Raw genomic sequence first — 23,735 nt, forward strand, 5'->3', positions numbered from 1 at the left:
TAGCGTGAGATGAACTTTCGTCGAACACCAGGAAGTTGACCCCCATGCGTCGAGACATACCGCCCCTCGCCGAGGTGCGTCGCATCACTCAGAAGAAGCGCGACGCGTGGTGGACCGTGTTGCTTGTCGACCCGGTCGCCACGCCGCTCGTGCGGTTCACCGCGATGCGTACGAGAATCACGCCCAACCAGATCACGTGGGGCGCGTTCCTTCTCGGTCTCGGCTCCGCCGCGTGCTTCGCGCTCGGCGACTGGAAGTGGCTCGCCCTCGGCGCCGTCATCTACCACCTGAGCTTCATCCTCGACTGCATGGACGGCAAGGTCGCCCGCCTGACCGGGCAGGGCTCGGTCTTCGGCGCCTGGCTCGACTTCGTCTTCGACCGCATCCGCGTCATGGTGTGCGGCGTCGCCCTGATGGGCGGCCAGTACGAGCGCACCGGCGACACCCTGTACATCTGGCTCGCGCTCGTCGTGGTGGCGCTGGACACCCTGCGGTACATCAACTCGCTGGAGATCTTCAAGATCCGCCACTCCATGCGCAAGCAGATCAAGTCGCGCATGAGGGCCGCGCGGCGCGCGCAGAACCAGGCGGAGCTCGCCTTCATGGAGGACCTGCTGCGGGACAACCCCTCGGCGGACATCGAGCAGGACCTCCAGCGGGCCGCGGGCGAGGCCGCTTACGACCCGCGGGAGCCTGTGGCCACCGGTGCCGACGGGGAGGCGGCACCGGTGGCCCCCAAGCCCCAGGTGATCGACCTGCACCAGGAGTTCCGGCGGAAGTTTCCGGCCTATCTGCGGGCCCGCTCCTTCCTGCTGCGCCACCGCATCCGCGCGCACCTGGTGAGCGGCATCGAGTTCCAGATGGGCGTCTTCATGATCGGCCCGCTCTTCGATGTGGTGGTGCCCGCGACGATCGTGTCCGGCGCGCTGCTGCTCGTGTTCGAGCTCGCCATCATCTACAAGCTGCTGCTCTCGACGAGGGACTTCACGCGGACCATCGACTCCTTCGAGGAGCGGAAGGTGCCGGTCGCGGCCTGACCGCACGGGCCGGTGCGACGCCGGGCGGGCCGGGGATTCCCCCGACCCGCCCGGCGTTGCGTATGGGGCGCAAAACGCTTGGTGTTACCTGGAGTTGGGGTGGGTGGGTCACCAGATGTCCGTTCCGTCATGCCGGGGCCGGTTTGTTATTACAGAACCTTGTTGAACAAGTCACAGCTGCATGAAGGTATTGATCTGCGCGCGTCAATCGGTCAGGGTTTCGTCCCAACACCCGGAGATCTTCCGGGCGTCAGGGCGCGTCGCGACGAACTTGTCGCCGCGGCACAGCTCTGGCAAGACAGCTGAATGCCCCCCACAACCCCCCACACAGCACTGAGGAGACCCCTCTTCATGGCAACACACAAGCGCGCTCGCACGATGAAGCTCACCGCCGCGATAGCCACCGCCGCCACCGCGGTCGGTGTGACGGTCTTCGCCACCTCATTCGCCGGAGCGGCCACCCCCGCCGAGGGCAAGGTGTACGGCCTGGACGCCAAGGGCGCCGTCGCCGGCAGCTACATCGTGATGCTCGACGAGAAGGTGAACAAGGACGCCAAGTCCGACCTCGCAAAGGAGTACGGCGGCGAGCTCAAGCGGAACTACTCCTCCGCGATCAACGGCTTCTCCGCCAAGGGCCTGACCGAGACCGAGGCCAAGCGCCTGGCCGCCGACCCGGCCGTAGGCAAGGTCGTCCAGTCGAAGAAGTTCACCATCGACGCCACCCAGGACAACCCGCCGTCGTGGGGCCTGGACCGCATCGACCAGGCGGACACCGCGGCCGACAAGAAGTACACCTACCCGGACGCGGGCGGTGAGGGCGCCACCGCGTACGTCATCGACACGGGCGTCCGCGTCAGCCACAAGGACTTCGGCGGCCGCGCCGTCTCCGGCTTCGACGCCGTGGACAACGACGACAACGCCGACGACGGCAACGGCCACGGCACGCACGTCGCCGGCACCATCGCCGGTGACGCGCACGGCGTCGCCAAGAAGGCGAAGATCGTCGCCGTCCGTGTCCTGGACGACCAGGGCTCCGGCACCACCGAGCAGGTCGTGGCGGGCATCGACTGGGTCACCAAGAACCACCAGGGCCCCTCCGTCGCCAACATGAGCCTCGGCGGCGGCGCGGACGAAGCGCTCGACGCGGCCGTCCAGAAGTCGATCGCCTCGGGCGTCACCTACGCGGTGGCCGCCGGCAACGAGTCGACCGACGCCTCCCAGGGCTCCCCGGCCCGCGTGCAGGAGGCCATCACGGTCGCCTCCTCCACCAAGGACGACGCGCAGTCCGACTTCTCCAACTTCGGCTCCGCCGTGGACATCTACGCCCCGGGCTCGGACATCACGTCCGCCTGGAACACCGGTGACGACGCCACCAACACCATCTCCGGTACGTCGATGGCGACCCCGCACGTCGTGGGCGCCGCCGCCGTCTACGTCGCCGCCCACCCGGACGCCAAGCCCGCCGACGTCGCCAAGGCCCTGACCGACGGCGCCACCCCGGACAAGATCTCCAACCCGAGCGAGGGCACGCCCAACAAGCTCCTGAAGGTCGTCGAGTGATCCTCGCCGCCCGCTGAGCCGCGGCCGCCGTGCCCACCCCCACGGGGCACGGCGGCCGCTCTATCGTGTGCGCATGGTGACCAAGAGATACGCGGCGCTGCTGCGCGGCATCAATGTGAGCGGCCACAATAAGGTGCCGATGGCCCAGCTGCGCGCGCTCCTGGAGGGGCTCGGGCACGGCGGCGTACAGACGTACCTCCAGAGCGGCAACGCGGTCTTCACCGCGGCCCGGGGCGACGAGGAGTCGCTCGCCGCGGGGCTGCGGGCGGCGATCGAGGAGGAGCTCGGCTTCGCCGTCGACGTGCTGGTGCGCGACGGCGCGTATCTGCGGGCGGTGGCGGACGCCTGCCCCTTCCCGGCCGCCGGACTCCAGGGCAAGCAGCTCCACGTCACCTACTTCTCGGCGCCGGTCGACGCGGCCCGCTTCGCGGCAATCGACCAAATCCCCTTTCTGCCCGAGGAATTCAGGCTCGGCGACCGCGCACTCTACCTGTACGCACCCGACGGCCTCGGCCGCTCCAAGCTCGCCGAGCAGCTGTCGCGGCCCGCCCTGACCAAGGGCCTCGTCGCCACCACCCGCAACTGGAACACCGTCACCCGGCTCGTGGAGATGACCCGTGACTGACCGCACCCCCGCCGTGGAAGCCGCCATCGAGGGCGAGCTGCGCCTCCTCGACCCCGAGGTGCGCGCCTCGCCCGCTCTCTTCGAGGCGCTGCTGCACCCCGAGTTCACCGAGTTCGGGGCCTCCGGGACGCGGTGGGACCGGAATTCGATCGTGCGGGTCCTCACGGCCGCGCCGGAGCCCGCGAGCCGTCCCACGACGACCTCGCACATGCGCGGCGTCCAGCTGGCCGACGACGTCGTGCACCTGACCTTCGACACGGACGACAACGGCCGCCGCGCCCACCGCAGTTCGCTGTGGCGGCGTACGGAGGACGGGTGGCGGCTCTGGTTCCACCAGGGGACGCTGTTCACCGAAGAGTGAGAGCGCGGGCACGTACGCGCGCGAGAGGCTCGGCAGCCGCAGAAGTGGCCCATAGGGACAGCCCCGCAATGGCCCACCGGCGAGCGCCACTCGCTGGCTAATGTCCCGGCATGACCAAGACATCCGTGCCGCTCGACTCCCGCGCCCGCGTCGACTTCTACTCCGACCCGGCCTGCCCCTTCGCCTGGATCACCTCACGCTGGATGCTGGAGGTCGAACGCCACCGCGACCTCGACCTCCGCTTCCACGTGATGAGCCTGTACTTCCACAACGCAGGCAACGACCTGCCGGACTGGTACCGGGATCTGGTGGACCGCTCGCTCGGCCTCACGCGGATCGCCGCGGCCGTCGCCGAGCGGTACGGCGAGCGGACCCTCCGCGACCTCTACACCGCTTTCGGCACCCGGATCCACCAGGACAAGAACGAGGACTACCAGGAGGTCGCCGCGACGTCCCTGGCCGAGCTGGGCCTGCCGGGCGAACTGGCGGCCGCGGCGGACGACGCGGCCGGCGACGAGGCGCTGCGCCGCAGCCACGACGCCGGCAAGGACCCGCTAGCCGACGGCTACGTCGGTACCCCGACGATCCACGTCGACGGCACCGCCTGGTTCGGCCCCGTGCTGCGCGCGATCCCGCGCGGCGAGGAGGCGGCCCGGCTCTTCGACGCCTTCCGGGTACTGGCGGGACACCCGGACCTCTTCGAGCTCAAGCGCACCCGGACGGGCGGCCTCGACTTCTCCTGAGGGCGCCGCCGGTTCAGCCGCCGGCGGGCGGCGCGGCGGGCAGCCGGGAGGTGAGCAGCAGAGTGGTCCTGCCGTTGTCCTCGGGCACCGCGCGGCCCTGCGTGTAGCCGAGGCGCTTGAGGACGGAGAGGGAGGCGGTGTTCTCCGAGTCCACGGTCGCGTGCACCTCGGCGAGCCCCAGCGCCTCATGGCCGTACGAGGTCAGGAGCCGCGCCAGCTCGGTCCCGAGCCCGAGGCCCCAGCTCTCCCGGGTCAGCCCGTAGACGATCTCGTGGCCGTCGAGCCAGCTCTCCGGAGAGGGCTTGATCTCGGCGTGCCCGACATAGCGCCCCTCGTACCGCACCGCCCAGACGGGAAAGCGCTCCTCGGCGTAGATGAGGCTGAATATCCGCCCGAACAACGCCCGGTCCTCGGCAGCGCTCTGCACCCCGTCCCCGAACCAGCGCCCCACGGCCTCGTCCTGGAACAGCGCGACAAAATGCGCCTCGTCGGCGGCGACATAGGCCGAGAGCGAAAGACGTTCGGACCGCAGTTCGGGTGTCATCCGCGAGACGGTAGGGGGCGGGGGCGGGCGGAGGCAAGCGGTTTCACCGCGCCCCGTGTCACCGGGCCGCACCCTTCACCCCACCACCCGCGGCAACCCGATCGGATTGGGGAACGGCACGATGCCGGAGTTCACGATGGCGCGGGCCGCCGGGTGGAGGGCGGCGAGGAGGGTGTCCGTGGTGGGCTTGGGGAGGGGGCGCAGGAGGCGGTCCGTCAGGCGGTCCGTGTCGTCCTCTATCAACTCGCGTTCCGTCAGGCCCCGTTCCGTCACGCGGCCCGCCGCGTCGAGCATGCCGCGGCCCCGCAGGCGGTCCGCCGCCGTCTGCCACTCCTCCTCCGTCCAGCCGCGGTCCTGGCGGATGCGGGCCGCGTCCACCCTGCCGGTCGCGGCGGCCAGGGCGAGGGCCTCGCGGGCGTCCAGGCCGTGGTCGGCGAGGACCGCGATGTGGGCGTCGCCGCGGAATTCCCGTACACAGGTGACCAGTTGCCAGAGGCGTTCCACCGGGTCCACGCGGTCCGTCAGGTCGCGGTTGGCGGCGAAGAGCGGGCGGGCCAGTGGCGGAGCCTCCTCGACCAGGGCCGTCAGCGGTCCGTTCGCCGCCGTGGTCAACACCGCGATGTCCGGGACCAGTTGGCGCAGCGCGCGGGCCGTGAGGCGGGCCCGCTCCTCGACGACGCGGTCCGGCGAGGCGTACTCCCAGGCCGAAGGGAGGGCGCGCGCCACCATGCCCGGTGCGAAGACACCGAGCGCCGCCGAGGCGACGCCGGGCCCCACGCGGCCCATCGGCGCGGTGCGGGCGGCGAAGTACCCCATCCAGAAGCCCTTGAGGCCAACCGCCCGGCCGAGGCCGCGGCAGCGCTCCTCGAAGTAGATCACCGCGTGCAGGGGTTCGGTCCGCAGCCAGAGCGTGCGGGAACGACTCGGGGTCATGGACCCACAAGCTAGGCCAGTGCGGGAATCCGCGCCAGAGGAGCAACAGGGCAGGTGTCCGGCGCGTACGCCTCTTCGTAGCGCCGCACGAGCAGCCGCGCCACCGCCGGTGCGGGGCCGAGCACGTCCGCCAGTACGTCGGCCCCCGCGGCGCCCCGCGCGATGCGGTCCGGCAGGAAGCCGGGCGCGAGGACGTAGGGGGCGACGGCCACCCGCCGTACCCCCGGTACGTCCCGCAGCGCGCGCACCGCGTCTTCCGTGCGCGGCAGAGATGCGGAGGCGAACGCAGGCCGCACGGCGCACCAACCGGTGTGCCGCCACTCCCGCGCGATTTCAGCGATCACTGCGATCGCCTCCGGGTCGGAGGACCCCGCCGAGGCCAGCACGACCCCGGTCGAGGGCTTGTCGGCGGGGTCGAGCCCCCCCTCGTACAACCGCTGCTCCAGGGCCGAGAGGAGGAGCGGCGACGGGCCGAGGACCGCCGCCCGGCGGATGCGCAGACACGCGGGGGCCTCGCGCAGCACCGCGGGGATGTCCGCCTTCGCGTGGAACGCGTGCGTCAGGAGGAGGGGAAGCGCCACGACGTCCCGTACGCCTTCGGCCGCGAGCCGGTCCAACACGGCCGGCACGGAAGGCGTGTCGAAGTCGAGGAAGGCCGTCTCCACCCGCAGGCCGGGACGCAGCGACCGTACCCGGCGCGCCAGCGCGTGCACGGTCGCGGCGTGCCGCGGGTCGCGGCTGCCGTGGGCGATGACGAGGAGTACGGGACGTCGCATGGCGGGTCAGCTCTTCACGAGGAGCCCACGGCCGCGCAGCACGCGCCGCTCCAACGGGCTGAAGATGAGCAGGTCGATGGCGATGCCGACGATCAGGATGAGGAAGATCGCCAAGAAGATCATCGGCATGGAACTGGCGTTGCGGCCGTTCTCCAGGAGCTGGCCGAGGCCCACGCCGAGCTCCGGCGACGACGCGATGATCTCCGCGGCCATCAGGGAACGCCAGGAGAACGCCCAGCCCTGCTTGAGCCCCGCCAGATAGCCGGGCAGCGCCGCCGGGAGCACGATGTGCCAGGTGTGCCGCAGCCCCGTCGCGCCGAGCGTGCGGCCCGCGCGCAGGAACAGCGGCGGCACCTGGTCGACGCCCGACACCAGGCCGTTGGCGATGGAGGGCACCGCCCCGAGCAGGATCACCGCGTACATCATCTGGTTGTTGAGGCCCAGCCACAGCACCGCGGGCGGCACCCACGCCACCGACGGCAGCGACTGGAGACCGGAGAGGATCGGGCCGATCGCGGCCCTGATGAACCGCACGCGGGCGACGATCAGGCCGAGCGGCGTACCGATCGCCAGGGCGAGCAGGAAGCCGAGCAGGCCGCGTGAGACGGACGTCCAGATGTAGTCGAGGAGCGTGCCCTGCAACCACGCCGTGCGCACCTCGTCCCACACCGCGGACGGCGAGGGCAGCTTGCTCGGGTCGTCGACCACCTTGAAGGAGACCAGCACCTGCCAGACCACCAGGACCAACAGCACCGCGGTGAGCGGCGGCAGCACCTTCTGCACCAGGACTTGGCGCACCGGCGTGCGGGTGGGCCCCGCCGTCGTCTCCAGAGCGTCGAGGCCCGCCTCAAGACCGGCGAGGTCCTGGCCGTCCTCCTTCACGGGCGTCCCGCCGGCCGGACCGGCCGTCTCACTGACCGGACCGGACGTCTCAGTGCTGGCCATGGCGGCGGATCTCCCCACGCAGTTGTTCGGTGATCTCGACGGACAGTTCCGCCACGGCGGAGTCCTCGATGCGGCGCGGGTGCGGAATGCCGACCTGCCACTCGTGCGCCACCCGGCCGGGACGCGACGAGAGGAGCACGACGCGCTGGGCGAGGCGCACGGCCTCGCGGACGTTGTGCGTGACGAAGAGGACGGAGACGTTCGTCTCGCGCCAGACGCGGGTCAGCTCGTCGTGCAGCACGTCGCGGGTGATCGCGTCGAGCGCCGCGAACGGCTCGTCCATCAGCAGGAGCCGGCTGTCCTGCGCCAGAGCCCGCGCAAGCGCCACGCGCTGGCGCATGCCGCCGGACAGTTCGTGCACCCGCTTGCGGTAGGCGCCGTGCAGCCGGACGAGTTCCAGCAGCTCCTCGGCCTTCGGGCGGCGCTCCGCCTTCGGTACGCCGCGCAGCTTCAGGGCCAGTTCGATGTTCTTGCCCGCGGTCAGCCACGGGAAGAGCGCGTGCTCCTGGAACATCAGGGCGGGGCGGCCGTCCGTCGTGATGGCGCCCGCCGAGGGCTTGTCGAGCCCGGCGACCAGATTGAGCAGCGTCGACTTCCCGCAGCCCGAGGCTCCGAGGAGGGTGACGAACTCGCCCGGCGCGACATCGAGCGAGATGTCGTCGAGCACGAGTTGTGACCCGGCGGGTCCGGCGAAGGACTTCGAGACGTGCTCGATCCGGGCGGCGTGCGTTGTCTCGGTGCGGATGTCCTCCGCGGCCTTGGCGAGAGTGGTCGCCATGGTCGTCACCTCCTGGGAACTCGGCTTCTGGACGGGCTACTTGACGCCGAGACCGGCGTCGTCGACCGGGGGCCTGCCCTCGGCGCGCAGGACCTTGTTCAGCGGACGGAGGTCGTAGATGCCCCGCAGGTCCGGCTTCTCCAGCAGGCCGGCCTTGACCGCGTGGTCCGCCTCCGCCTCCAGCGTGGCGGCCAGCGGGTCGTCGGTCGTGGTGATGGACTTCCACGCCGGGTCGAGCACCTTGGCGGGCAGGGGCTTGCCGGAGTCCGTCTCGAGCTGGGCGTTCGCGGCGGCCTTCGCCTTGTCCGGGTTCTTCTCGATCCAGGCGTTGGTCTTCACGGCGCCGCGCAGCACGGCCTCGACGGCCTTCGGGTGCTCGTCGAGGAAGCTCTGCTTCACGATGATGTTGGTGATCACGAACTTCTTGTCCGGCCACAGGTCCGCCTCGTCGAGGAGGACCTCGCCGCCCTCGGCGACCAGCTTGGACGCGGTTGGCTCGGGCACCCACGCGCCGTCGATGGAACCGGACTTGTAGGCGTCCGGGGTGATCTTGTTGTCGGTGCGGACCACCGACACGTCGCCCTTGCCGCTCTGCGCGTCGACGTCCCAGCCCCGCTCGGCGATCCAGTTCAGGAACGCCACGTCCTGGGTGTTGCCGAGCTGCGGCGTCGCGATCTTCTTGCCCTTGACGTCGTCCAGGGACTTGATCTTCCCGGGGTTCACCACGAGCTTCACGCCGCCGGAGGCCGAGCCACCGATGATGCGCAGGTTCTTCCCCGCGGACTTGGTGTAGCCGTTGATGGCGGGGGAGGGGCCGATCCAGCCGATGTCGATCGAGCCCGCGTTCAGCGCCTCGATCTCCGAAGGACCCGCGTTGAACTGCGAGTACTTCGCCTCCGTGCCCCCCAGCTCCTTCTGGAACAGGCCCTCGCGGTTGCCGACCAGGGCGGTGGCGTGGGTGAGGTTCGGGAAGTAGCCGATCCGCACGCTGTCCAGGCCGTCGATCTTCTCCGCGCCCGCGGCGATCTTGGCCTTGCCCTCGTTCTCGACCGACTCGGAGCCGTAGCCGCAGGCGCCGAGCGTCAGGGCCAGCAGCGGCAGCGCCAGCAGGGCGGTGCGTCGGGTACGTGGTGCAGGCACGGGAGGTGTTCCTCTCGTCGGCCCGGGCGCACGCCGTCAGGTCGTGGCCGGGAGGTCGGCAGGTCGTCGTCTTCGCGTATGTCGTACGGGGGTGCCCCACAGGACGGGGCGGCGGTGGGCGCGCAGGCGGTGCGCGTGCACCGCCCCCGCCGCAGGCGTCACGCCGCACATCGTGCGACCCCGCCCTGCCCGCTGCCGAGGGCGCCGCTGCCGATGCGGCCGCCCTCCTTCGCGAAGGTCGAGAACATGTCGAGACGGGCCATGTCAGAAGTCCCAGCCCTCGTCGTCCGAGGCGGGGGCGGCCTCTTCGGCGGCGGTGGCGAAGGCCTCGCCAGCCATGCCCGCCGCGAGCGTCGTGCCGTCCGCCGGGTCGATCAGGAGGAACGATCCGGTCCGCCGCGAGTCCGCGTAGGAGTCGAGCGCCAGCGGTTCGGCGGTACGGACCTTCACGCGCCCGATGTCGTTGGCGACGAGCCGGCCGGGCTCCGGGTGCTGGGAGAGGTCGTCCAGGGTCAGCCGCGAGGGGATCTCCTTGACGATCGCCTTGACCGTGCGGGTGGTGTGCTTGAGCAGCACCCGCTGGCCGACGTTCAGCGGCGTGTCGGCGACATGGCAGACCGTCGCCTCGATGTCCTGCGAGGTCGGCGGGGTGTCACCGCTCGGCACGATGAGGTCGCCGCGCGAGATGTCGATGTCGTCCTCCAGGAGCAGGGTGATGGACTGCGGCGTCCACGCCACGTCCACCGCCTTGCCCAGCAGGTCGATCCCGGTGATCTTCGAGCTGCGGCCCGAGGGCAGGACCGTCACGGACTCGCCGACGCGGAAGGTGCCGGCGGCGATCTGCCCCGCGTAGCCGCGGTAGTCGGGGTGCTCGGCGGTCTGCGGCCGGATCACGTACTGCACGGGCAGCCGCGCGTGGCACGAGGTCAGGTCGTGGCTGACCGGGACCGTCTCCAGGTGCTCAAGGACGGTGGGGCCGCCGTACCAGTCCATGTGCGCGGACGGCTCGACGACATTGTCGCCGGCGAGCGCGGAGATGGGGATCGCGGTGATCTCCGGGACGCCCAACTCGAGCGCGTACGCGGTGAATTCCTCGGCGATCTCGGCGAAGACCCGCTCGTCGTACGCGACGAGGTCCATCTTGTTGACGGCGAGGACGACGTGCGGCACGCGCAGCAGGGCGGCGACCGCGGCGTGGCGGCGGGTCTGCTCGATGACGCCGTTGCGGGCGTCGACCAGGACGACGGCGAGGTCGGCCGTGGACGCGCCGGTGACCATGTTGCGGGTGTACTGCACGTGGCCCGGGGTGTCGGCCAGGATGAACCGGCGCCGGGCGGTGGCGAAGTAGCGGTACGCCACGTCGATGGTGATGCCCTGTTCGCGCTCGGCCCGCAGGCCGTCGGTGAGCAGCGCCAGGTCGGGGGCGTCGGCGCCGCGGCTGGCGGACACGCGCTCGACGGCCTCCAACTGGTCGGTGAGGACTGACTTGGAGTCGTGCAGGAGGCGGCCCACCAGGGTGGACTTGCCGTCGTCGACGGACCCGGCGGTCGCGAAGCGCAGCAGCGTGGTGGCCGACAGGTCGCCCAACTGCTCCGTGGTGGCGGTGGTGTTGCTCATGGTTAGAAGTACCCCTCGCGCTTGCGGTCTTCCATCGCGGCCTCGGAGAGCTTGTCGTCGGCCCGGGTGGCCCCGCGTTCGGTGAGGCGGGAGGCGGCGATCTCGGCGATGACGGCGTCCAGCGTGGTGGCGTCCGAGTCGACGGCGCCGGTGCAGGACATGTCGCCCACGGTGCGGTAGCGGATCAGCCGCTTCTCGACCGTCTCGCCGTCCTTCGGGCCGCCCCACTCACCCGCGGTCAGCCACATCCCCGAGCGCTTGAACACCTCCCGCTCGTGCGCGAAGTAGATTTCGGGGAGTTCGATGCTCTCGCGGGCGATGTACTGCCACACGTCCAGCTCGGTCCAGTTGGACAGCGGGAAGACGCGGACGTGCTCGCCGGGGGCGTGGCGGCCGTTGTAGAGCTGCCACAGCTCGGGGCGCTGGCGGCGCGGGTCCCACTGCGAGAACTCGTCCCGCAGCGAGAACACCCGCTCCTTGGCGCGGGCCTTCTCCTCGTCGCGGCGCCCGCCGCCGAAGACCGCGTCGAACTTCTCGCTCTGGATCTTCTCGGTGAGCGGCACGGTCTGAAGCGGATTGCGGGTGCCGTCGGGGCGCTCGCGCAGCTTTCCGGCGTCGATGTACTCCTGCACGGACGCGACGTGCAGCCGCAGCCCGTGCCTGGCCACCGCCCGGTCGCGGTACTCGATGACCTCGGGGAAGTTGTGCCCGGTGTCCACGTGCAGCAGCGAGAAGGGGACCGCCGCCGGGGCGAACGCCTTCAGCGCCAGGTGCAGCATGACGATGGAGTCCTTGCCGCCGGAGAAGAGGATCACCGGCCGCTCGAACTCGCCCGCCACCTCGCGGAAGATGTGCACCGCCTCGGACTCCAGGGCGTCCAGGTGGCTCAGGGCGTAGGGGCTGCCGGTTCCCTCGCCGGGCGTCGTGGCGACGGTCGTCATGCTGCACCCCTTTCGTTCGCTTCTTCGCCTGCACGGCGCGGAGGCGCGGGCCTCGTGGTCGTCAGCGGCCGGGCGGCCGCGCATGCGTCGCTCACAGGACACCCCTCTCGGTGAGCAGCGTGTGCAGGGCCTCGGCGGACTCCCGCACCGTCTGGTCCTGCGACTCGATGCGCAGATCGGGCGAGACGGGCTCCTCGTAGGGGTCGTCGACCCCGGTCAGCCCGGATATCTCACCCGCGGCCTGCTTGGCGTACAGGCCCTTCACATCGCGTACGGAGCAGACCTCGACCGGCGTCGCGACATGCACCTCCACATATGCGGTGCCGTTCGCCTGATGGCGCTTGCGGACCGCCTCACGGCTGTCCGCGAACGGCGCGATGACCGGCACCAGCGCCAAGACACCGTTGCGGGCGAGGAGTTCGGCGACGTAGCCGATGCGCTGCACGTTGGTGTGCCGGTCCTCGCGGCTGAAGCCGAGGCCCGCCGAGAGGAACTCGCGGATCTCGTCGCCGTCGAGGACCTCCACGCGGCGGCCCTCCTCGCGCAGGCGGCCCGCCAGTTCGTACGCGATGGTCGTCTTGCCGGCGCTGGGCAGGCCGGTGAGCCAGACGGTGGCTCCGCTCACGTGGTTCTCCTGAGTCTCTTGCTCTGCCGCGGTCATCCGTGGATCCCGCACTCGGTCTTGGCGTTCCCGGCCCAGCGGCCGGCCCGCGCGTCCTCGCCCTCCAGCAGACGGCGGGTGCACGGAGCGCAGCCCACCGAGCCGTAGCCGTCCATCAGGAGGGGGTTGGTGAGCACGCCGTGCTCGGCGACGTACGCGTCGACGTCCTCCTGCGTCCAGCGGGCGATCGGCGACACCTTGACCTTCCGGCGCTTCTCGTCCCAGCCGACGACCGGCGTGTTCGCGCGGGTCGTCGACTCGTCGCGGCGCAATCCCGTGGCCCATGCGGCGTATGGTGCCAGACCTTCTTCGAGCGGCGTGACCTTACGCAGTTTGCAGCACAGATCCGGGTCGCGGTCGTGCAGCCGCGGACCGTACTCGGCGTCCTGCTCGGCGACCGTCTGACGAGGCGTCAGCGTAAGGACGTTGACGTCCATCACGGCCTCGACGGCGTCGCGGGTGCCGATCGTCTCGGGGAAGTGGTAGCCGGTGTCGAGGAAAACGACGTCGACACCCGGCATGGCCCGCGAGGCGAGGTGGGCGACGACGGCGTCCTCCATCGAGGAGGTCACGCAGAACCGCTTGCCGAAGGTGGCCGCCGTCCACTGGAGGATCTCCAGGGCGGAGGCGTCCTCCAGGTCACGGCCGGCCTGCTCGGCGAGCGCCTTCAACTCCTCGTCCGTACGCTGTTCCTGGTGCTGAGTGGTCGTCATGACCCGTCCCCTCCACCGTCGGTGCGCTGAACGCCCCGGGCGAGCAGCCCGAGGAACTTCAGCTGGAAGGCGCGATTGCACGCCGCGCATTCCCACGCGCCGTGCCCGGTCTCGTTCGGACGCAGATCCTCGTCGCCGCAGTATGGGCAGTGGAAGGGCGCCGCGCGCTCGCTCATGTCAGGGCCTCCTCGTCGGCGCGGGCGGCCCACGTGGCGAACCGCTCGCCGTCGGCGCGCTGCGTCTGGAAGCGCTTGAGGACCCGCTCGACGTAGTCGGGCAGTTCGTCCGCGGTGACCTTCAGGCCGCGGACCTTGCGGCCGAAGCCGGCGTCGAGGCCGAGCGCGCCGCCCAGGTGCACCTGGTAGCCCTCGACCTGGTTGCCGTCGTCGTCCAGGACCAACTGGCCCTTGAGGCCGATGTCGGCGACCTGGATGCGGGCGCAGGCGTTCGGGCAGCCGTTGATGTTGATGGTGATCGGCTCGTCGAACTCCGGGATGCGGCGCTCCAGTTCGTCGATGAGCGAGGCGCCGCGCGCCTTGGTCTCGACGATGGCGAGCTTGCAGAACTCGATGCCCGTGCAGGCCATCGTGCCGCGCCGGAACGGCGAGGCGTTGACCTTCAGGTCGAGCGCCTCCAAGGCGGAGACGAGCGGGTCGACCTGGTCCTCGGCCACGTCGAGCACGATCATCTTCTGCTCGGCGGTGGTGCGCAGCCGTCCCGAGCCGTGTGCCTCGGCGACCTCGGCGATCTTCGTGAGGGTGGTGCCGTCCACGCGGCCGACGCGGGGCGCGAAGCCGACGTAGAAACGGCCGTCCTTCTGCCGGTGCACGCCGAGGTGGTCGCGCCAGGTGCCGGCGGGCTGCTCGGGCGCGGGCCCGTCGGTGAGCCTGCGCCCGAGGTACTCGTCCTCGAGGACCTGGCGGAACTTCTCCGGGCCCCAGTCGGCGACGAGGAACTTCAGGCGGGCGCGGTTGCGCAGCCGCCGGTAGCCGTAGTCGCGGAAGATGCCGATGACGCCGCCGTAGACGTCCGGTACGTCCTCCAGCGCCACCCAGGCGCCGAGCCGCACACCCAGCTTCGGGTTGGTGGAGAGGCCGCCGCCGACCCAGAGGTCGAAGCCGGGGCCGTGCTCGGGGTGGTGCACGCCGACGAAGGCGACGTCGTTGATCTCGTGGGCGACGTCCAGCTGCGGGGAGCCGGAGATCGCGGACTTGAACTTGCGCGGGAGGTTCGAGAACTCGGGGTTGCCGATGAAGCGGCGCTGGATCTCGTCGATGGCGGGGGAGCCGTCGATGATCTCGTTCTCGGCGATGCCCGCCACGGGCGAGCCGAGGATGACGCGCGGCGTGTCACCGCAGGCCTCGGTGGTGGAGAGCCCCACAGCTTCGAGCCGCCGCCAGATCTCGGGGACGTCCTCGATGCGGATCCAGTGGTACTGCACGTTCTGCCGGTCGGTGAGGTCGGCGGTGCCGCGCGCGAACTCCTCGGAGATCTCGCCGATGACGCGAAGCTGCTCGGTGGTCAGCCGCCCGCCGTCGATGCGCACGCGCAGCATGAAGTACTCGTCGTCCAGCTCCTCCGGCTCCAGGATCGCCGTCTTGCCGCCGTCGATGCCGGGCTTGCGCTGGGTGTAAAGGCCCCACCAGCGCATCCGCCCACGGAGATCGTTCGGGTCGATGGAGTCGAAGCCGCGCTTCGAGTAGATCGTCTCAATGCGTGTCCGCACATTGAGACCGTCGTCGTCCTTCTTGAACTGCTCGTTCCCATTGAGCGGCGTGAAGTGACCCACGGCCCACTGGCCCTCGCCGCGGTGACGGCTCGCCTTGCGGCGGGGCGTGGCTGGGGCGGGCTTCTCTGGCGTGGCGGGCATGGGTCTACGTCCTTTAAGGCAGCGGAAAAGCGGCTCTCTGACCTGCGGGTATGGGCGCATGCGGACATGTGCGCGCGGCGCTGCGCAGGGAGGGGATCAAAGAAGATCGGTGATGGGGATGTGCGGCGGTGCTGAGCTGATCAGCAGGCCGGACACATGGCGCTGGACATGCGGCCGAGGTCGACGTGACGCCGACTCACCAAGGCAATTCCAGTGCGATCCATGACGGAAGCGTGTCACGGGACTTTCGACCCAGTCCAGCATTATCCAAAATGTGGACACCCCTGTCCCGCATCGTGGACAGGGGTGGTGTGGGTCACAGAGATCGAAGCGGCGGCGGGGGTGCCGACGGGCGTACGTCAGTCGCGCTCGGCCCCCGGCCACGGGCCTGGAGGGGCGACTTCCGGTTCCTGCTCGACCTTGGTGTCGAAGAGCTTGAAGCCGCGCCGCAGGTAATTGTCCATGGCGTGCTCGCCGTCCTTGGAACAGGTGTGCAGCCAGACCCGCTCGGTCGGCGCGAGCCCCGGCCACCGCTCGGCCAGGTCCCAGGCGCGCGCGACCCCGTACGAGAGGAGGTGCCCGCCGATCCGGCGCCCCCGGAAGGCCGGCAGCAGCCCGAAGTACACGATCTCGACGACGCCGGGCGCCGCGTCCCCCCGCTCGCCCCGCGCCGCCAGTTCCACGTACCCGGCGGGCGTCCCCCGGTCGTACGCGACCCACGTCTCCACGCCCGGCCGCTCCAGCAGCTTCCGCCACTGCGCATAGGTATAGGACAGCCGGTCGGTCCAGCTGATGTCCCCGCCCACGGACGCGTACAGGAACCGGCTGAATTCGGGCGAGGGTACTTCCGCGCGCACGATCCGCACCTCGGTGTCGGGTGCGGCGGCGGGCAGCAGATCGGCGGGAGACGTCTGCTCCAGCGACCATGTGGTGACGGTGAGACTCATGGGGCTCAGCGAATCACGGCCCCGCGACGGCATGCCACGAGGGGGCTCAAGGTCATGAGGAGGCTCAAGCCATGAGAGGGGGATCAAGGTCATGAGGGGGCTCAAGGCTCCGCCACGCTCCTCGCCCGCCGGATCGCCGGCGCGGCGGAGTGCGGCAGGAGGCTCGCCGGATGGTCCGGGAGGATCAGCTCCACCTCGACGTCCTCGTGGAAGCGGTAGGGGCGGTGGGCGAGCAGAGCGCCCAAGTAGCGCCTCACCCGGGAGAGTTCGGCCCGGACCGTCACCGTCCGCGCCGGATCGCCGAACATGTCCTCGGCCAGGCCCGACGCACTGCGCCCCTTGCGGTGCGTGGCGAGCAGATAGAGCAGCTCCGCGTGGCGCGGGCTCAGGTCGTGGGTCCAGTCGCGGGCCCCGCCGAGCATCGCGAGCGTCCACCGGCGCGGTCCGCTCACGTCCAGCACAAGCCGGGTCGCGGGCAGCGGCTCCGGCGCCTCGCGCGGATCCTCGGGACGCAGCAGCCAGCCGCCGGGCAGCGGCTCCACCCGGCAGGTGCCAAGCGAGGGCAGCCAGGCGCGGCCCGCCGCGAGGGACTTGGGAAGGGCCAGCCGGTCCGCGGCGGGCATGCCCGTGACCGCGGCCGTCCAGCCGTGCGTGTCCACGGCGAGGGCCCGGCCCGCCAGACGCGCGAGGACCGGGGCGGCCACCGCGCGCAGCCGCTCGAGCGCCGTCACATGCCGCTCGCGCAGCCGGGCCTCGGCGAGCTTGGCCACCGAGCCGACCAGGGCCATCGTCGCCGGATGCATGGTCCGCAGCGGGCCGCTGACGTCGACGACGCCGAGCAGCGTGCCGTCGCGCGGATCGGTCACCGGCGCGCCCGTGCACGTCCAGGAGTGGTGGGTCCGCACGAAGTGCTCCGCGGAGAAGACCTGCACGGGGCGGCGCACCACCAGCGGGGTGCCGACGCCGTTCGTGCCGACGACGCCCTCGCTCCAGTCCGCGCCCGGTTCAAAGCCGAGCGCGTCCGCCTTGCGCAGCACCGAGGAGCTGCCCTCGCGCCAGAGCACCCGGCCGTCCGCGTCGCAGACGACCATGATGTGCTGCGCGGCGTCCGCCACCGTGACCAGGGCGTCGCGCAGGACCGGCAGGACGGGCAGGAGGGGCGAGGCGCGGCGGCGCTCCTCCAGCTCCTCCTCGTCGAGCAGCCGGGAGCGGACGTCGCGGTCCGGGTCGACCCCGCCGGTCATCATGCGCCCCCAGGACTCGCGGATCACCGGCCGCGGCATGACCCGCGGCCGCTGCCCGGCGAGCGTCGCGTCCCGCACCCCCTTCAGGAGCCGCGCGGCGTGCGCGAGGTCCATGGCGGAGATCCGCGCGAGATCGATCGTCGAAGGGGCGTTCATCACCACTGGGTCCTTTCCGGCCAGACCGGTGCGTACGAGGCATCCACTCATCGTGCCTTGTACGCGCGGCCCGAGGTGATGGTTCGACGATGAATCAAGTGACGCCGGGCGCCGTCCACGTTGCAACCTCATGCAACTCTCGCGAACGGCTGTGCGGTGACTGAATCTGGTCACCACACCGCCCGTGCGGTGTTCACGCTCCTCAAGGGGCCTGAAGTGCGGGGGTGGTGCCGTGTCGGCGCAGCACCACCCCCGTGTCATCGTTCAGGACCGCGGAGCGGCCCGTTCCACCACCGTGGCCAGATCCAGGCTGTGCGGCAGCGTGCCGAACGCCGCGCCCCAGTCCCCGCCGAGCCGCGAGGCGCAGAACGCGTCGGCCACCTCCGCGGGCGCGTACCGCACAAGGAGCGACCCCTGGAGCACCAGCGCCATGCGCTCCACGAGCCGTCGGGCCCGCGCCTCGATGCCCTCCAGGTCGGCCAGTTCGGTCAGCAGGTCCTTGATCGCGCCGTCCAGCCGGTGATCGGCGCCCCGGGCCCTGCCGACCTCCTGGAGGAACGCGTTCAGGGCCTGCGGCTCACGCTGGAGCGCCCGCAGGACATCCAGCGCCTGGACGTTGCCCGACCCCTCCCAGATGGAGTTGAGCGGCGCCTCGCGCAGCAGCCGCGGCATCCCCGACTCCTCGACGTAGCCGTTGCCGCCCAGGCACTCCAGGGCCTCGCCGACCATCGGCGTGCACCGCTTGGTCACCCAGTACTTGGCGGCCGGCACCGCGAGCCGCAGGAAGGCCCGCTCCTGCTCGCTCCCGTCGTCGTACGCGGCCGCGAGCCGCAGCGCCAGCGTCGTCGCCGCCTCCGATTCGAGCGCCAGATCGGCGAGGACGTTGCGCATGAGCGGCTTGTCGATCAGCTTGCCGCCGAACGCCTCCCGGTACGTGGCGTGGTGCACCGCCTGCGCGACGGCCTGCCGCATCAGCGCGGCCGAGCCGAGCACGCAGTCCAAGCGGGTCGCCGCGACCATCTCGATGATGGTGCGCACCCCCCGCCCCTCCTCGCCCACCCGGCGCGCCCACGTCCCGTCGAACTCGACCTCGCTGGAGGCGTTGGAGCGGTTGCCCAGCTTGTCCTTGAGCCGCTGGATCGCGAACGGGTTGCGCGTGCCGTCCTCCAGGACCCGCGGCACGAGGAAGCAGGTCAGCCCCTGCTCGGCCTGCGCGAGCACCAGGAAGCCGTCGGACATGGGCGCCGAACAGAACCACTTGTGGCCCTTCAGCTCGTACGTCCCCTCCTCCGAGAGCGCCGCCGCACGCGTCGTGTTGGCCCGTACGTCGCTGCCGCCCTGCTTCTCCGTCATGCCCATCCCGAAGAGGACACCCGCCTTCTGCGACGCAGGGCGCAGACCCTGGTCGTAGATGGTGGAGGTCAGGCGCGGCTCCCACTCGGCGGCGAGCGCGGGATCGGCGCGCAGCGCGGGCACGGCGGCGTGCGTCATCGACACCGGACAGCCGTGGCCGCCCTCGGTCTGGGTCCACACCAGGAACCCGGCCGCGCGCCGCACATGCCCGCCCGGCCGCGACCAGGCCGCGGTCAGACCCGCGCCGACCGCCTTGCCGAGGAGCCGGTGCCAGGACGGATGGAAGTCGACCTCGTCGATCCGGTTGCCGTACCGGTCGTGGGTGCGCAGCACGGGCGGGTGGTCGTTGGCGAGCGCACCCCACTCCTGCGCCTGGGCGGAACCGGCGCTGCGGCCGAGCACCGAGAGGTCCTCGCGGGCGGAATCGAGGAGCGCCGGGTCCAGATGCCGCTCGACGCCCTCCACGAGGGCCCGGTCGGACGCGAATACGTCATATCCCACCAGGGGCGGAGCCTGGTTGGTCACTGTGTGGGTGGTGGCTGCCATGCCGCTACGGTAAGGAGGTGCACCAGGCAAATGAAACACCCGGGCGGCCCTCCGGACGCTGGAAACGGGCCCGCGCTCTGTACCGCGACGTCTCCAAGCGCAGGACCGCCTGGCTGCTGCTCAAGGACACCGTCAACTCGTGCATCGAGTACCGCATCCTGGGGCTCGCGGCCGAGGCGGCGTTCTTCACGCTGCTCTCCGTGCCGCCGCTGCTCCTGAGCCTCATCGGGCTGCTCGCCTACGTCGACCGGTGGACCGGCGCGAACACCATCGCCAGCGTCGAGAACAACATCCTGGAGGCGTCCCGCACGGTCCTGTCCGACCGGGGGGTGAGCCAGATCGCGCAGCCGATACTGGAGGACGTCATGAAGGTCGGCCGCCCCGACGTCATCTCCATCGGCTTCGTCTTCGCCCTGTGGTCCGGCTCGCGCGCCGTCAACGTCTTCATCGACACGATCACCGTGATGTACGGCCTCGACGGCGTGCGCGGCATCGTCAAGACGCGGCTCCTCGCCTTCGGCCTGTTCATCGTGGCGCTGCTCATCGGCTCGGTCGCGCTGCCGCTGATGGTGGCGGGACCCGACGCGGTGGTGAAGCTGCTGCCGGGCTCGACGACGGTCGTCCAGATCCTCTACTGGCCGGTCGTCGTCATCCTCTCCATCGTCTTCCTGACGACGCTGTACCACGTGTCGGTACCGGTGCGCTCGCCATGGGTCGAGGACATGCCGGGCGCGCTGATCGCGCTCGCCATGTGGGTGCTCGGCAGCTTCCTGCTGCGCATCTACCTCACCAGCACGGTGGAGGGCCCCACGATCTACGGCTCGCTCGCGGCACCGGTCGCCGTGCTCCTGTGGATCGGCGTCTCGGCCTTCGCGGTCCTCGTGGGCGCGGCCGTCAACGCGGCGATCGACCGCGTCTGGCCGTCCGTCGCCACGGCCGCGGCGCGCGCCGCCAACGACCGCATAAGGGAGGCCCAGGCCGCCGAGGTCATCGCCCGCGCGGCAGCCGCGCGCGAGGGACTCGACCCCGACGACCCGGAGATGCCCTCCGAGTTCCCCGAACGCTGGTCCCGCTTCCTGCCGCCGGACGACGTGACGGCACGCTTGCGGACGCATGCGAAGAAGAACGGCACGGATCAGCCCCCTGAGTGATGCGTCGGTTCCCTCCGGCGTGCACGGGGCTCCGGCCCCGGACCCCGCTCCTCAAACGCCGGAGGGGCTGAGTACCGCCTCCCGCGCACACTCCTCGGCGAACTCCGCGAAGTCCCTCGGCTCCCGGCCCAGTGCCTCCCGCACCCCCTCGGAGAGCTTCGCGTTGCGGCCGTCGAGGTTCGTCTCGAACAGCTCGACCAGGAACTCCGCCTCCTCGGGCGCCACTCCGAACTCCGCGAGGGCCGCCCCGTACTCCCGCGCGGACACCGGTACGTAGGCAATCTCCCGCCCGGCCGCCGCCGACACCTCCGCCACCGCCTCCCGGAACGACAGCAGCCGGGGGCCGGTGAGGTCCAGGGTCCGGCCGGCGAACCGGTCGCCGCCGGTCAGTGCCGCCACCACCACGTCCGCGATGTCCCGCGTGTCGATGAACGGTTCGAGCACCTCGCCGCCGGGGAAGACCAGCTCCCCGCCCCGCATCCCGTCCAGCAGCGGCCCCTCGCCGAGGTTCTGCGCGAACCACGCCGCCCGTACGACGGTCCACTCGGCCCCGGAGTCCCGCACGGCCTGCTCGGTGGCGTGCGCCTGGTGCTCGCCGCGGGCCGAGAGCAGCGTGAGCCGCTCCACGCCCAGCTCCACCGCGAGGCGGGCGAACGCGCCGACCGCCTCGGCCGCGCCGGGCGCCCCCACATCCGGCAGATAGGCGAGGTGCGCCGCGTCGGCGCCCCGCAGGGCGTCCGCCCACGTCGACCGGTCCGCCCAGTCGAACCGCACGGCGCCCGCCCGTGAGGCCGGCCGCACCGTGAGCCCCGCCGCCTCGGCGGACTCCATCACCCTGCGCCCCACCCGCCCGGTCGCGCCCGTCACCAGAACCGTCATGTTCACCGTGTCCGTCGTCATGGCTTCAGTCAACTGCCCGGCCCGTGCCCGGACCATCGCCGAGGCGCTCACGCCCATACGCCTGCGTCTACGCTGCCGCCATGGACGTAATCGCAGGCTTGCTGGAGGGCCCGCGCGCCCGGGGGGCCTTCATGATCCGCGCGCTGTTCGACCCGCCCTGGTCCGTGCGCATCGCGGACGAGGCCCCCCTGTCGGTCATGATCATGGTGCGCGGCAGCGCGTGGATCGTCCCCGAGGACGGGGCGCCCGCGCAGCGCATCCGGCCCGGCGACCTCGCCATCGCCCGCGGGCCCGACCACTACACCTGCGCCGACGACCCCACCACCGAGGCGTTCGCCGAGATCCAGCCGGGCGAGCGCTGCGTGCCGCTGGGCGGCGCCCCGTCCGGCAAGTACGCCGGGCTCGGGCTGCGCGCCTGGGGCGAGTCCCACGACAGCTCCGTGGAGATGCTGATCGGCACCTACCAGCTGCGGGGCGAACTCACCGGCCGGCTCCTGGACGCGCTGCCGCCGCTGCTCGTGCTGCCCACCGAGGTGTGGGACTGCCCGCTCACCCCGCTGCTCGCCGACGAGATCAGCAAGGACGAGCCCGGCCAGGACGTCGTCCTCGACCGGCTCCTGGACCTCCTCCTGATCGCCGCCCTGCGCGCCTGGTTCTCCCGCCCCGAGGCCGCGGCCCCCGCCTGGTACCGGGCGATGGGCGACCCCGTCGTCGGCCGCGCCCTGCGCCTCCTCCAGGACGATCCCGCGCACCCCTGGACGATCCAGGACCTCGCCTCGAAGGCCGGCGTCTCCCGGGCCGCGCTGGCCAGGCGCTTCACCGACCTGGTGGGGGAGCCTCCGATGACGTACCTGACGAACTGGCGGCTCGCGCTCGCCGCGGACCTGCTGCGCGACAGCGAGCTGACGATCGGCGCGGTAGCCCGCAAGGTCGGCTACGGCAGCGCGTTCGCCCTGTCCGGCGCCTTCAAGCGGGTCCACGGCATCAGCCCGCAGGAGCACCGCACCCGCGCGGCGTAGCCTTCCGTACGTGGCCCACGAGACCGGCGACCAAAGGACGTACCGGGAGCGGCCGTCCCGGCTGACCGGCGCGGTCGTGTGGACGCGCACGGCTTCGGGCGTCCCCGGCACCCCCGACGGCGTCCGTCCCGTACTGCCCGACGGCTGCATGGACCTGCTGTGGACCGAGGGCCGGCTGTTCGTCGCGGGCCCGGACACCCGCGCGTACGTCCCCGGCGCGGCGGAGTCCGGCGGCCGCTACGTCGGCATCCGCTTCCACCCCGGCACCGCCCCCGCCTTCCTCGGCGTCCCGGCCGACGAACTGCGCGACCAGCGCGTGGAGTTGGCCGACCTGTGGGGCGCGGCGACGGCGCGCCGCCTGGTGGGGCGGGTGGACGGCGCGCCCGATCCGGTGGCCGCCCTGGAAGCCCTCGCCCTCAGGCGCGCCGCCGACACAGGACCACCCGACCCGTTCCTCACGGCAGTGGTCAGATCCCTGGACGCCGGCCGGTCCGTCGCGCGGACGGCGGCCACCCTCGGCGTCAACACCCGCCTGCTGCACCGCCGTTCGCTGCCCGCCTTCGGGTACGGACCGAAGACGCTCGCCCGCGTGCTGCGCCTCCAGCGCGCACTGGCCCTGGCCCGCGAAGGAGTGCCGTACGCGCGGACCGCGGCCGTGGCGGGCTTCGCCGACCAGGCCCATCTGACGCGCGACGTGCGGGAGTTGACGGGCATGTCGCTCACCGAACTACTCGGTGGTCTCTAGCGGCGCGAAGAGGTCGACGCCGTTGCCGTCCGGGTCGAGCACGACCGCGTACCGCTGCCCCCAGAACGCGTCGAAGGGTGCCAGATCGCTCTTGTACCCGGCGGCCGTCAACTCCTCGTACGTCGCATCGACGCCCTCGGGCGTCCCGCAGTGGAAGGCGAGCCCGATCCGCCCACCACCGGCCGGGGGCCGCCACCCCTCGTGGAAGGACCGCACGGTCTCCTCCGTGTCGAAGGCGACGCGCAGCCCGCCGGGGAGCACCGTCTCGACGTGCGGCGCGCTCTCGGCGCCCTCGGCGAACTCCAGGCCGAGGCGGCGGTAGAAGGCGAGCGAGGCGGCCATGTCGGAGACGACGAGCCCGATCAGATCGAACCTCGGTACGCGTGTGGGCGCGGACGTGGAAGTGGGTGTGCTGTTCATGGCCGAGAGC

Annotated in this window: 26 protein-coding genes; 8 read left to right on the plus strand and 18 right to left on the minus strand. The window is 71.5% G+C overall.

Going from position 1 to position 23,735, the window contains the following annotated elements; all coding sequences use genetic code 11:
• The first annotated feature begins 44 nt into the window (after nt 1–44).
• The 5 genes from ACF062_RS08590 (at nt 45) to ACF062_RS08610 (ending at nt 4,326) form a co-directional block, all read left to right on the plus strand.
• Nucleotides 45–1,037, plus strand: coding sequence for a CDP-alcohol phosphatidyltransferase family protein (locus ACF062_RS08590; RefSeq protein ID WP_392137027.1), 993 nt, complete (start codon nt 45–47; stop codon nt 1,035–1,037).
• Nucleotides 1,038–1,388: 351 nt separating this feature from the next.
• Nucleotides 1,389–2,597 carry a S8 family serine peptidase gene (locus ACF062_RS08595; protein WP_392137028.1) on the plus strand — a complete coding sequence of 403 codons (1,209 nt, stop codon included), beginning with the start codon at nt 1,389–1,391 and terminating at the stop codon, nt 2,595–2,597.
• A 73-nt stretch (nt 2,598–2,670) separates the two neighbouring features.
• Nucleotides 2,671–3,222: a DUF1697 domain-containing protein gene (locus ACF062_RS08600; RefSeq protein ID WP_392137029.1), complete on the plus strand. Its 552-nt coding sequence runs from the start codon at nt 2,671–2,673 to the stop codon at nt 3,220–3,222.
• Nucleotides 3,215–3,583 carry a DUF4440 domain-containing protein gene (locus ACF062_RS08605; RefSeq protein ID WP_392137030.1) on the plus strand — a complete coding sequence of 123 codons (369 nt, stop codon included), beginning with the start codon at nt 3,215–3,217 and terminating at the stop codon, nt 3,581–3,583. Before ACF062_RS08600 ends, ACF062_RS08605 begins: the two co-directional genes overlap by 8 nt.
• A 110-nt stretch (nt 3,584–3,693) precedes the next feature.
• Complete coding sequence (locus ACF062_RS08610; RefSeq protein WP_392137031.1) at nt 3,694–4,326, plus strand: DsbA family protein; 633 nt, start codon at nt 3,694–3,696, stop codon at nt 4,324–4,326.
• 13 nt (nt 4,327–4,339) lie between these two features.
• Here ACF062_RS08610 and ACF062_RS08615 read toward each other — a convergent pair whose 3' ends face one another.
• The 16 genes from ACF062_RS08615 to ACF062_RS08690 all read right to left on the minus strand — a co-directional run bounded on the left by ACF062_RS08615 (nt 4,340) and on the right by ACF062_RS08690 (nt 19,490).
• The gene (locus tag ACF062_RS08615) at nt 4,340–4,870 is read right to left on the minus strand and encodes a GNAT family N-acetyltransferase (RefSeq protein ID WP_223777527.1); all 531 of its coding nucleotides are present in this window, start codon (nt 4,868–4,870) and stop codon (nt 4,340–4,342) included.
• A 75-nt stretch (nt 4,871–4,945) separates the two neighbouring features.
• On the minus strand, nt 4,946–5,803 hold the full coding sequence (locus ACF062_RS08620; RefSeq protein ID WP_392137032.1) for a hypothetical protein: 858 nt from the start codon (nt 5,801–5,803) through the stop codon (nt 4,946–4,948).
• An 11-nt stretch (nt 5,804–5,814) separates the two neighbouring features.
• On the minus strand, nt 5,815–6,579 hold the full coding sequence (locus tag ACF062_RS08625; protein WP_392137033.1) for a sirohydrochlorin chelatase: 765 nt from the start codon (nt 6,577–6,579) through the stop codon (nt 5,815–5,817).
• A gap of 6 nt (nt 6,580–6,585) precedes the next feature.
• Entirely contained in the window at nt 6,586–7,524 is a 939-nt protein-coding gene (locus ACF062_RS08630; RefSeq protein ID WP_392137034.1) for an ABC transporter permease, read from the minus strand.
• A complete protein-coding gene (locus ACF062_RS08635; RefSeq protein ID WP_392137035.1) occupies nt 7,511–8,302 on the minus strand; it encodes an ABC transporter ATP-binding protein in 792 nt (263 codons plus the stop codon). Before ACF062_RS08635 ends, ACF062_RS08630 begins: the two co-directional genes overlap by 14 nt.
• Nucleotides 8,303–8,338: 36 nt before the next feature.
• On the minus strand, nt 8,339–9,442 hold the full coding sequence (locus tag ACF062_RS08640; RefSeq protein ID WP_392137036.1) for an ABC transporter substrate-binding protein: 1,104 nt from the start codon (nt 9,440–9,442) through the stop codon (nt 8,339–8,341).
• A 264-nt stretch (nt 9,443–9,706) separates the two neighbouring features.
• Nucleotides 9,707–11,059 carry a sulfate adenylyltransferase subunit 1 gene (locus ACF062_RS08645; RefSeq protein ID WP_392137037.1) on the minus strand — a complete coding sequence of 451 codons (1,353 nt, stop codon included), beginning with the start codon at nt 11,057–11,059 and terminating at the stop codon, nt 9,707–9,709.
• A 2-nt stretch (nt 11,060–11,061) separates the two neighbouring features.
• Nucleotides 11,062–12,000, minus strand: coding sequence for a sulfate adenylyltransferase subunit CysD (cysD, locus tag ACF062_RS08650; protein WP_392137038.1), 939 nt, complete (start codon nt 11,998–12,000; stop codon nt 11,062–11,064).
• A gap of 91 nt (nt 12,001–12,091) precedes the next feature.
• Entirely contained in the window at nt 12,092–12,661 is a 570-nt protein-coding gene (cysC, locus tag ACF062_RS08655; protein WP_392137039.1) for an adenylyl-sulfate kinase, read from the minus strand.
• Complete coding sequence (locus ACF062_RS08660) at nt 12,658–13,374, minus strand: phosphoadenylyl-sulfate reductase (protein WP_392137040.1); 717 nt, start codon at nt 13,372–13,374, stop codon at nt 12,658–12,660. The genes cysC and ACF062_RS08660 overlap by 4 nt, the downstream gene beginning before the upstream one ends.
• The gene (locus ACF062_RS08665; RefSeq protein ID WP_392137041.1) at nt 13,371–13,550 is read right to left on the minus strand and encodes a hypothetical protein; all 180 of its coding nucleotides are present in this window, start codon (nt 13,548–13,550) and stop codon (nt 13,371–13,373) included. Before ACF062_RS08665 ends, ACF062_RS08660 begins: the two co-directional genes overlap by 4 nt.
• Nucleotides 13,547–15,244, minus strand: a complete 1,698-nt coding sequence (locus ACF062_RS08670; protein WP_392137042.1) for a nitrite/sulfite reductase — start codon at nt 15,242–15,244, stop codon at nt 13,547–13,549. The genes ACF062_RS08665 and ACF062_RS08670 overlap by 4 nt, the downstream gene beginning before the upstream one ends.
• Before the next feature lie 140 nt (nt 15,245–15,384).
• Entirely contained in the window at nt 15,385–15,468 is an 84-nt protein-coding gene (locus ACF062_RS08675) for a putative leader peptide (protein ID WP_320591900.1), read from the minus strand.
• Nucleotides 15,469–15,603: 135 nt separating this feature from the next.
• Entirely contained in the window at nt 15,604–16,191 is a 588-nt protein-coding gene (locus ACF062_RS08680; protein WP_392137043.1) for a GNAT family N-acetyltransferase, read from the minus strand.
• Nucleotides 16,192–16,292: 101 nt separating this feature from the next.
• Nucleotides 16,293–17,591, minus strand: coding sequence for a GAF domain-containing protein (locus ACF062_RS08685; protein WP_392137044.1), 1,299 nt, complete (start codon nt 17,589–17,591; stop codon nt 16,293–16,295).
• Between the two features lie 264 nt (nt 17,592–17,855).
• Nucleotides 17,856–19,490: an acyl-CoA dehydrogenase family protein gene (locus ACF062_RS08690; protein WP_392137045.1), complete on the minus strand. Its 1,635-nt coding sequence runs from the start codon at nt 19,488–19,490 to the stop codon at nt 17,856–17,858.
• A 17-nt stretch (nt 19,491–19,507) separates the two neighbouring features.
• On the opposite strand from ACF062_RS08690, the gene ACF062_RS08695 reads away from it, so the two are divergent.
• Nucleotides 19,508–20,641, plus strand: coding sequence for a YihY/virulence factor BrkB family protein (locus ACF062_RS08695; RefSeq protein WP_392137046.1), 1,134 nt, complete (start codon nt 19,508–19,510; stop codon nt 20,639–20,641).
• 51 nt (nt 20,642–20,692) lie between these two features.
• Here ACF062_RS08695 and ACF062_RS08700 read toward each other — a convergent pair whose 3' ends face one another.
• Entirely contained in the window at nt 20,693–21,541 is an 849-nt protein-coding gene (locus tag ACF062_RS08700; RefSeq protein WP_392137047.1) for an SDR family oxidoreductase, read from the minus strand.
• Between the two features lie 80 nt (nt 21,542–21,621).
• On the opposite strand from ACF062_RS08700, the gene ACF062_RS08705 reads away from it, so the two are divergent.
• Together ACF062_RS08705 and ACF062_RS08710 are read left to right on the plus strand one after the other, a co-directional pair.
• Nucleotides 21,622–22,560, plus strand: coding sequence for an AraC family transcriptional regulator (locus ACF062_RS08705; RefSeq protein ID WP_392137048.1), 939 nt, complete (start codon nt 21,622–21,624; stop codon nt 22,558–22,560).
• A 10-nt stretch (nt 22,561–22,570) separates the two neighbouring features.
• Entirely contained in the window at nt 22,571–23,305 is a 735-nt protein-coding gene (locus ACF062_RS08710; RefSeq protein ID WP_392137049.1) for a DUF6597 domain-containing transcriptional factor, read from the plus strand.
• Here ACF062_RS08710 and ACF062_RS08715 read toward each other — a convergent pair.
• Nucleotides 23,288–23,725 carry a VOC family protein gene (locus ACF062_RS08715; RefSeq protein ID WP_392137050.1) on the minus strand — a complete coding sequence of 146 codons (438 nt, stop codon included), beginning with the start codon at nt 23,723–23,725 and terminating at the stop codon, nt 23,288–23,290. The genes ACF062_RS08710 and ACF062_RS08715 overlap by 18 nt on opposite strands.
• Between the last annotated feature and the right edge of the window lie 10 nt (nt 23,726–23,735).

Origin of the sequence: Streptomyces sp. NPDC015345 (assembly GCF_043078805.1) — a bacterium.
In the GTDB taxonomy this organism is placed as follows: domain Bacteria; phylum Actinomycetota; class Actinomycetes; order Streptomycetales; family Streptomycetaceae; genus Streptomyces.

Bases quoted from the DNA above. Each gene is read 5' to 3' on its own strand.
- ACF062_RS08665 (WP_392137041.1), bottom strand. From the start codon at position 13,550: ATGAGCGAGCGCGCGGCGCCCTTCCACTGCCCATACTGCGGCGACGAG.
- ACF062_RS08700 (WP_392137047.1), bottom strand. From the start codon at position 21,541: ATGACGACGGACACGGTGAACATGACGGTTCTGGTGACGGGCGCGACC.
- ACF062_RS08630 (WP_392137034.1), bottom strand. From the start codon at position 7,524: ATGGCCAGCACTGAGACGTCCGGTCCGGTCAGTGAGACGGCCGGTCCG.
- ACF062_RS08595 (WP_392137028.1), top strand. From the start codon at position 1,389: ATGGCAACACACAAGCGCGCTCGCACGATGAAGCTCACCGCCGCGATA.
- ACF062_RS08705 (WP_392137048.1), top strand. From the start codon at position 21,622: ATGGACGTAATCGCAGGCTTGCTGGAGGGCCCGCGCGCCCGGGGGGCC.
- ACF062_RS08590 (WP_392137027.1), top strand. From the start codon at position 45: ATGCGTCGAGACATACCGCCCCTCGCCGAGGTGCGTCGCATCACTCAG.
- ACF062_RS08660 (WP_392137040.1), bottom strand. From the start codon at position 13,374: ATGACGACCACTCAGCACCAGGAACAGCGTACGGACGAGGAGTTGAAG.
- ACF062_RS08715 (WP_392137050.1), bottom strand. From the start codon at position 23,725: ATGAACAGCACACCCACTTCCACGTCCGCGCCCACACGCGTACCGAGG.
- ACF062_RS08635 (WP_392137035.1), bottom strand. From the start codon at position 8,302: ATGGCGACCACTCTCGCCAAGGCCGCGGAGGACATCCGCACCGAGACA.
- ACF062_RS08670 (WP_392137042.1), bottom strand. From the start codon at position 15,244: ATGCCCGCCACGCCAGAGAAGCCCGCCCCAGCCACGCCCCGCCGCAAG.
- cysC (WP_392137039.1), bottom strand. From the start codon at position 12,661: ATGACCGCGGCAGAGCAAGAGACTCAGGAGAACCACGTGAGCGGAGCC.
- ACF062_RS08675 (WP_320591900.1), bottom strand. From the start codon at position 15,468: ATGGATCGCACTGGAATTGCCTTGGTGAGTCGGCGTCACGTCGACCTC.
- ACF062_RS08680 (WP_392137043.1), bottom strand. From the start codon at position 16,191: ATGAGTCTCACCGTCACCACATGGTCGCTGGAGCAGACGTCTCCCGCC.
- ACF062_RS08645 (WP_392137037.1), bottom strand. From the start codon at position 11,059: ATGAGCAACACCACCGCCACCACGGAGCAGTTGGGCGACCTGTCGGCC.
- cysD (WP_392137038.1), bottom strand. From the start codon at position 12,000: ATGACGACCGTCGCCACGACGCCCGGCGAGGGAACCGGCAGCCCCTAC.
- ACF062_RS08620 (WP_392137032.1), bottom strand. From the start codon at position 5,803: ATGACCCCGAGTCGTTCCCGCACGCTCTGGCTGCGGACCGAACCCCTG.
- ACF062_RS08600 (WP_392137029.1), top strand. From the start codon at position 2,671: ATGGTGACCAAGAGATACGCGGCGCTGCTGCGCGGCATCAATGTGAGC.
- ACF062_RS08625 (WP_392137033.1), bottom strand. From the start codon at position 6,579: ATGCGACGTCCCGTACTCCTCGTCATCGCCCACGGCAGCCGCGACCCG.
- ACF062_RS08690 (WP_392137045.1), bottom strand. From the start codon at position 19,490: ATGGCAGCCACCACCCACACAGTGACCAACCAGGCTCCGCCCCTGGTG.
- ACF062_RS08685 (WP_392137044.1), bottom strand. From the start codon at position 17,591: ATGAACGCCCCTTCGACGATCGATCTCGCGCGGATCTCCGCCATGGAC.
- ACF062_RS08615 (WP_223777527.1), bottom strand. From the start codon at position 4,870: ATGACACCCGAACTGCGGTCCGAACGTCTTTCGCTCTCGGCCTATGTC.
- ACF062_RS08610 (WP_392137031.1), top strand. From the start codon at position 3,694: ATGACCAAGACATCCGTGCCGCTCGACTCCCGCGCCCGCGTCGACTTC.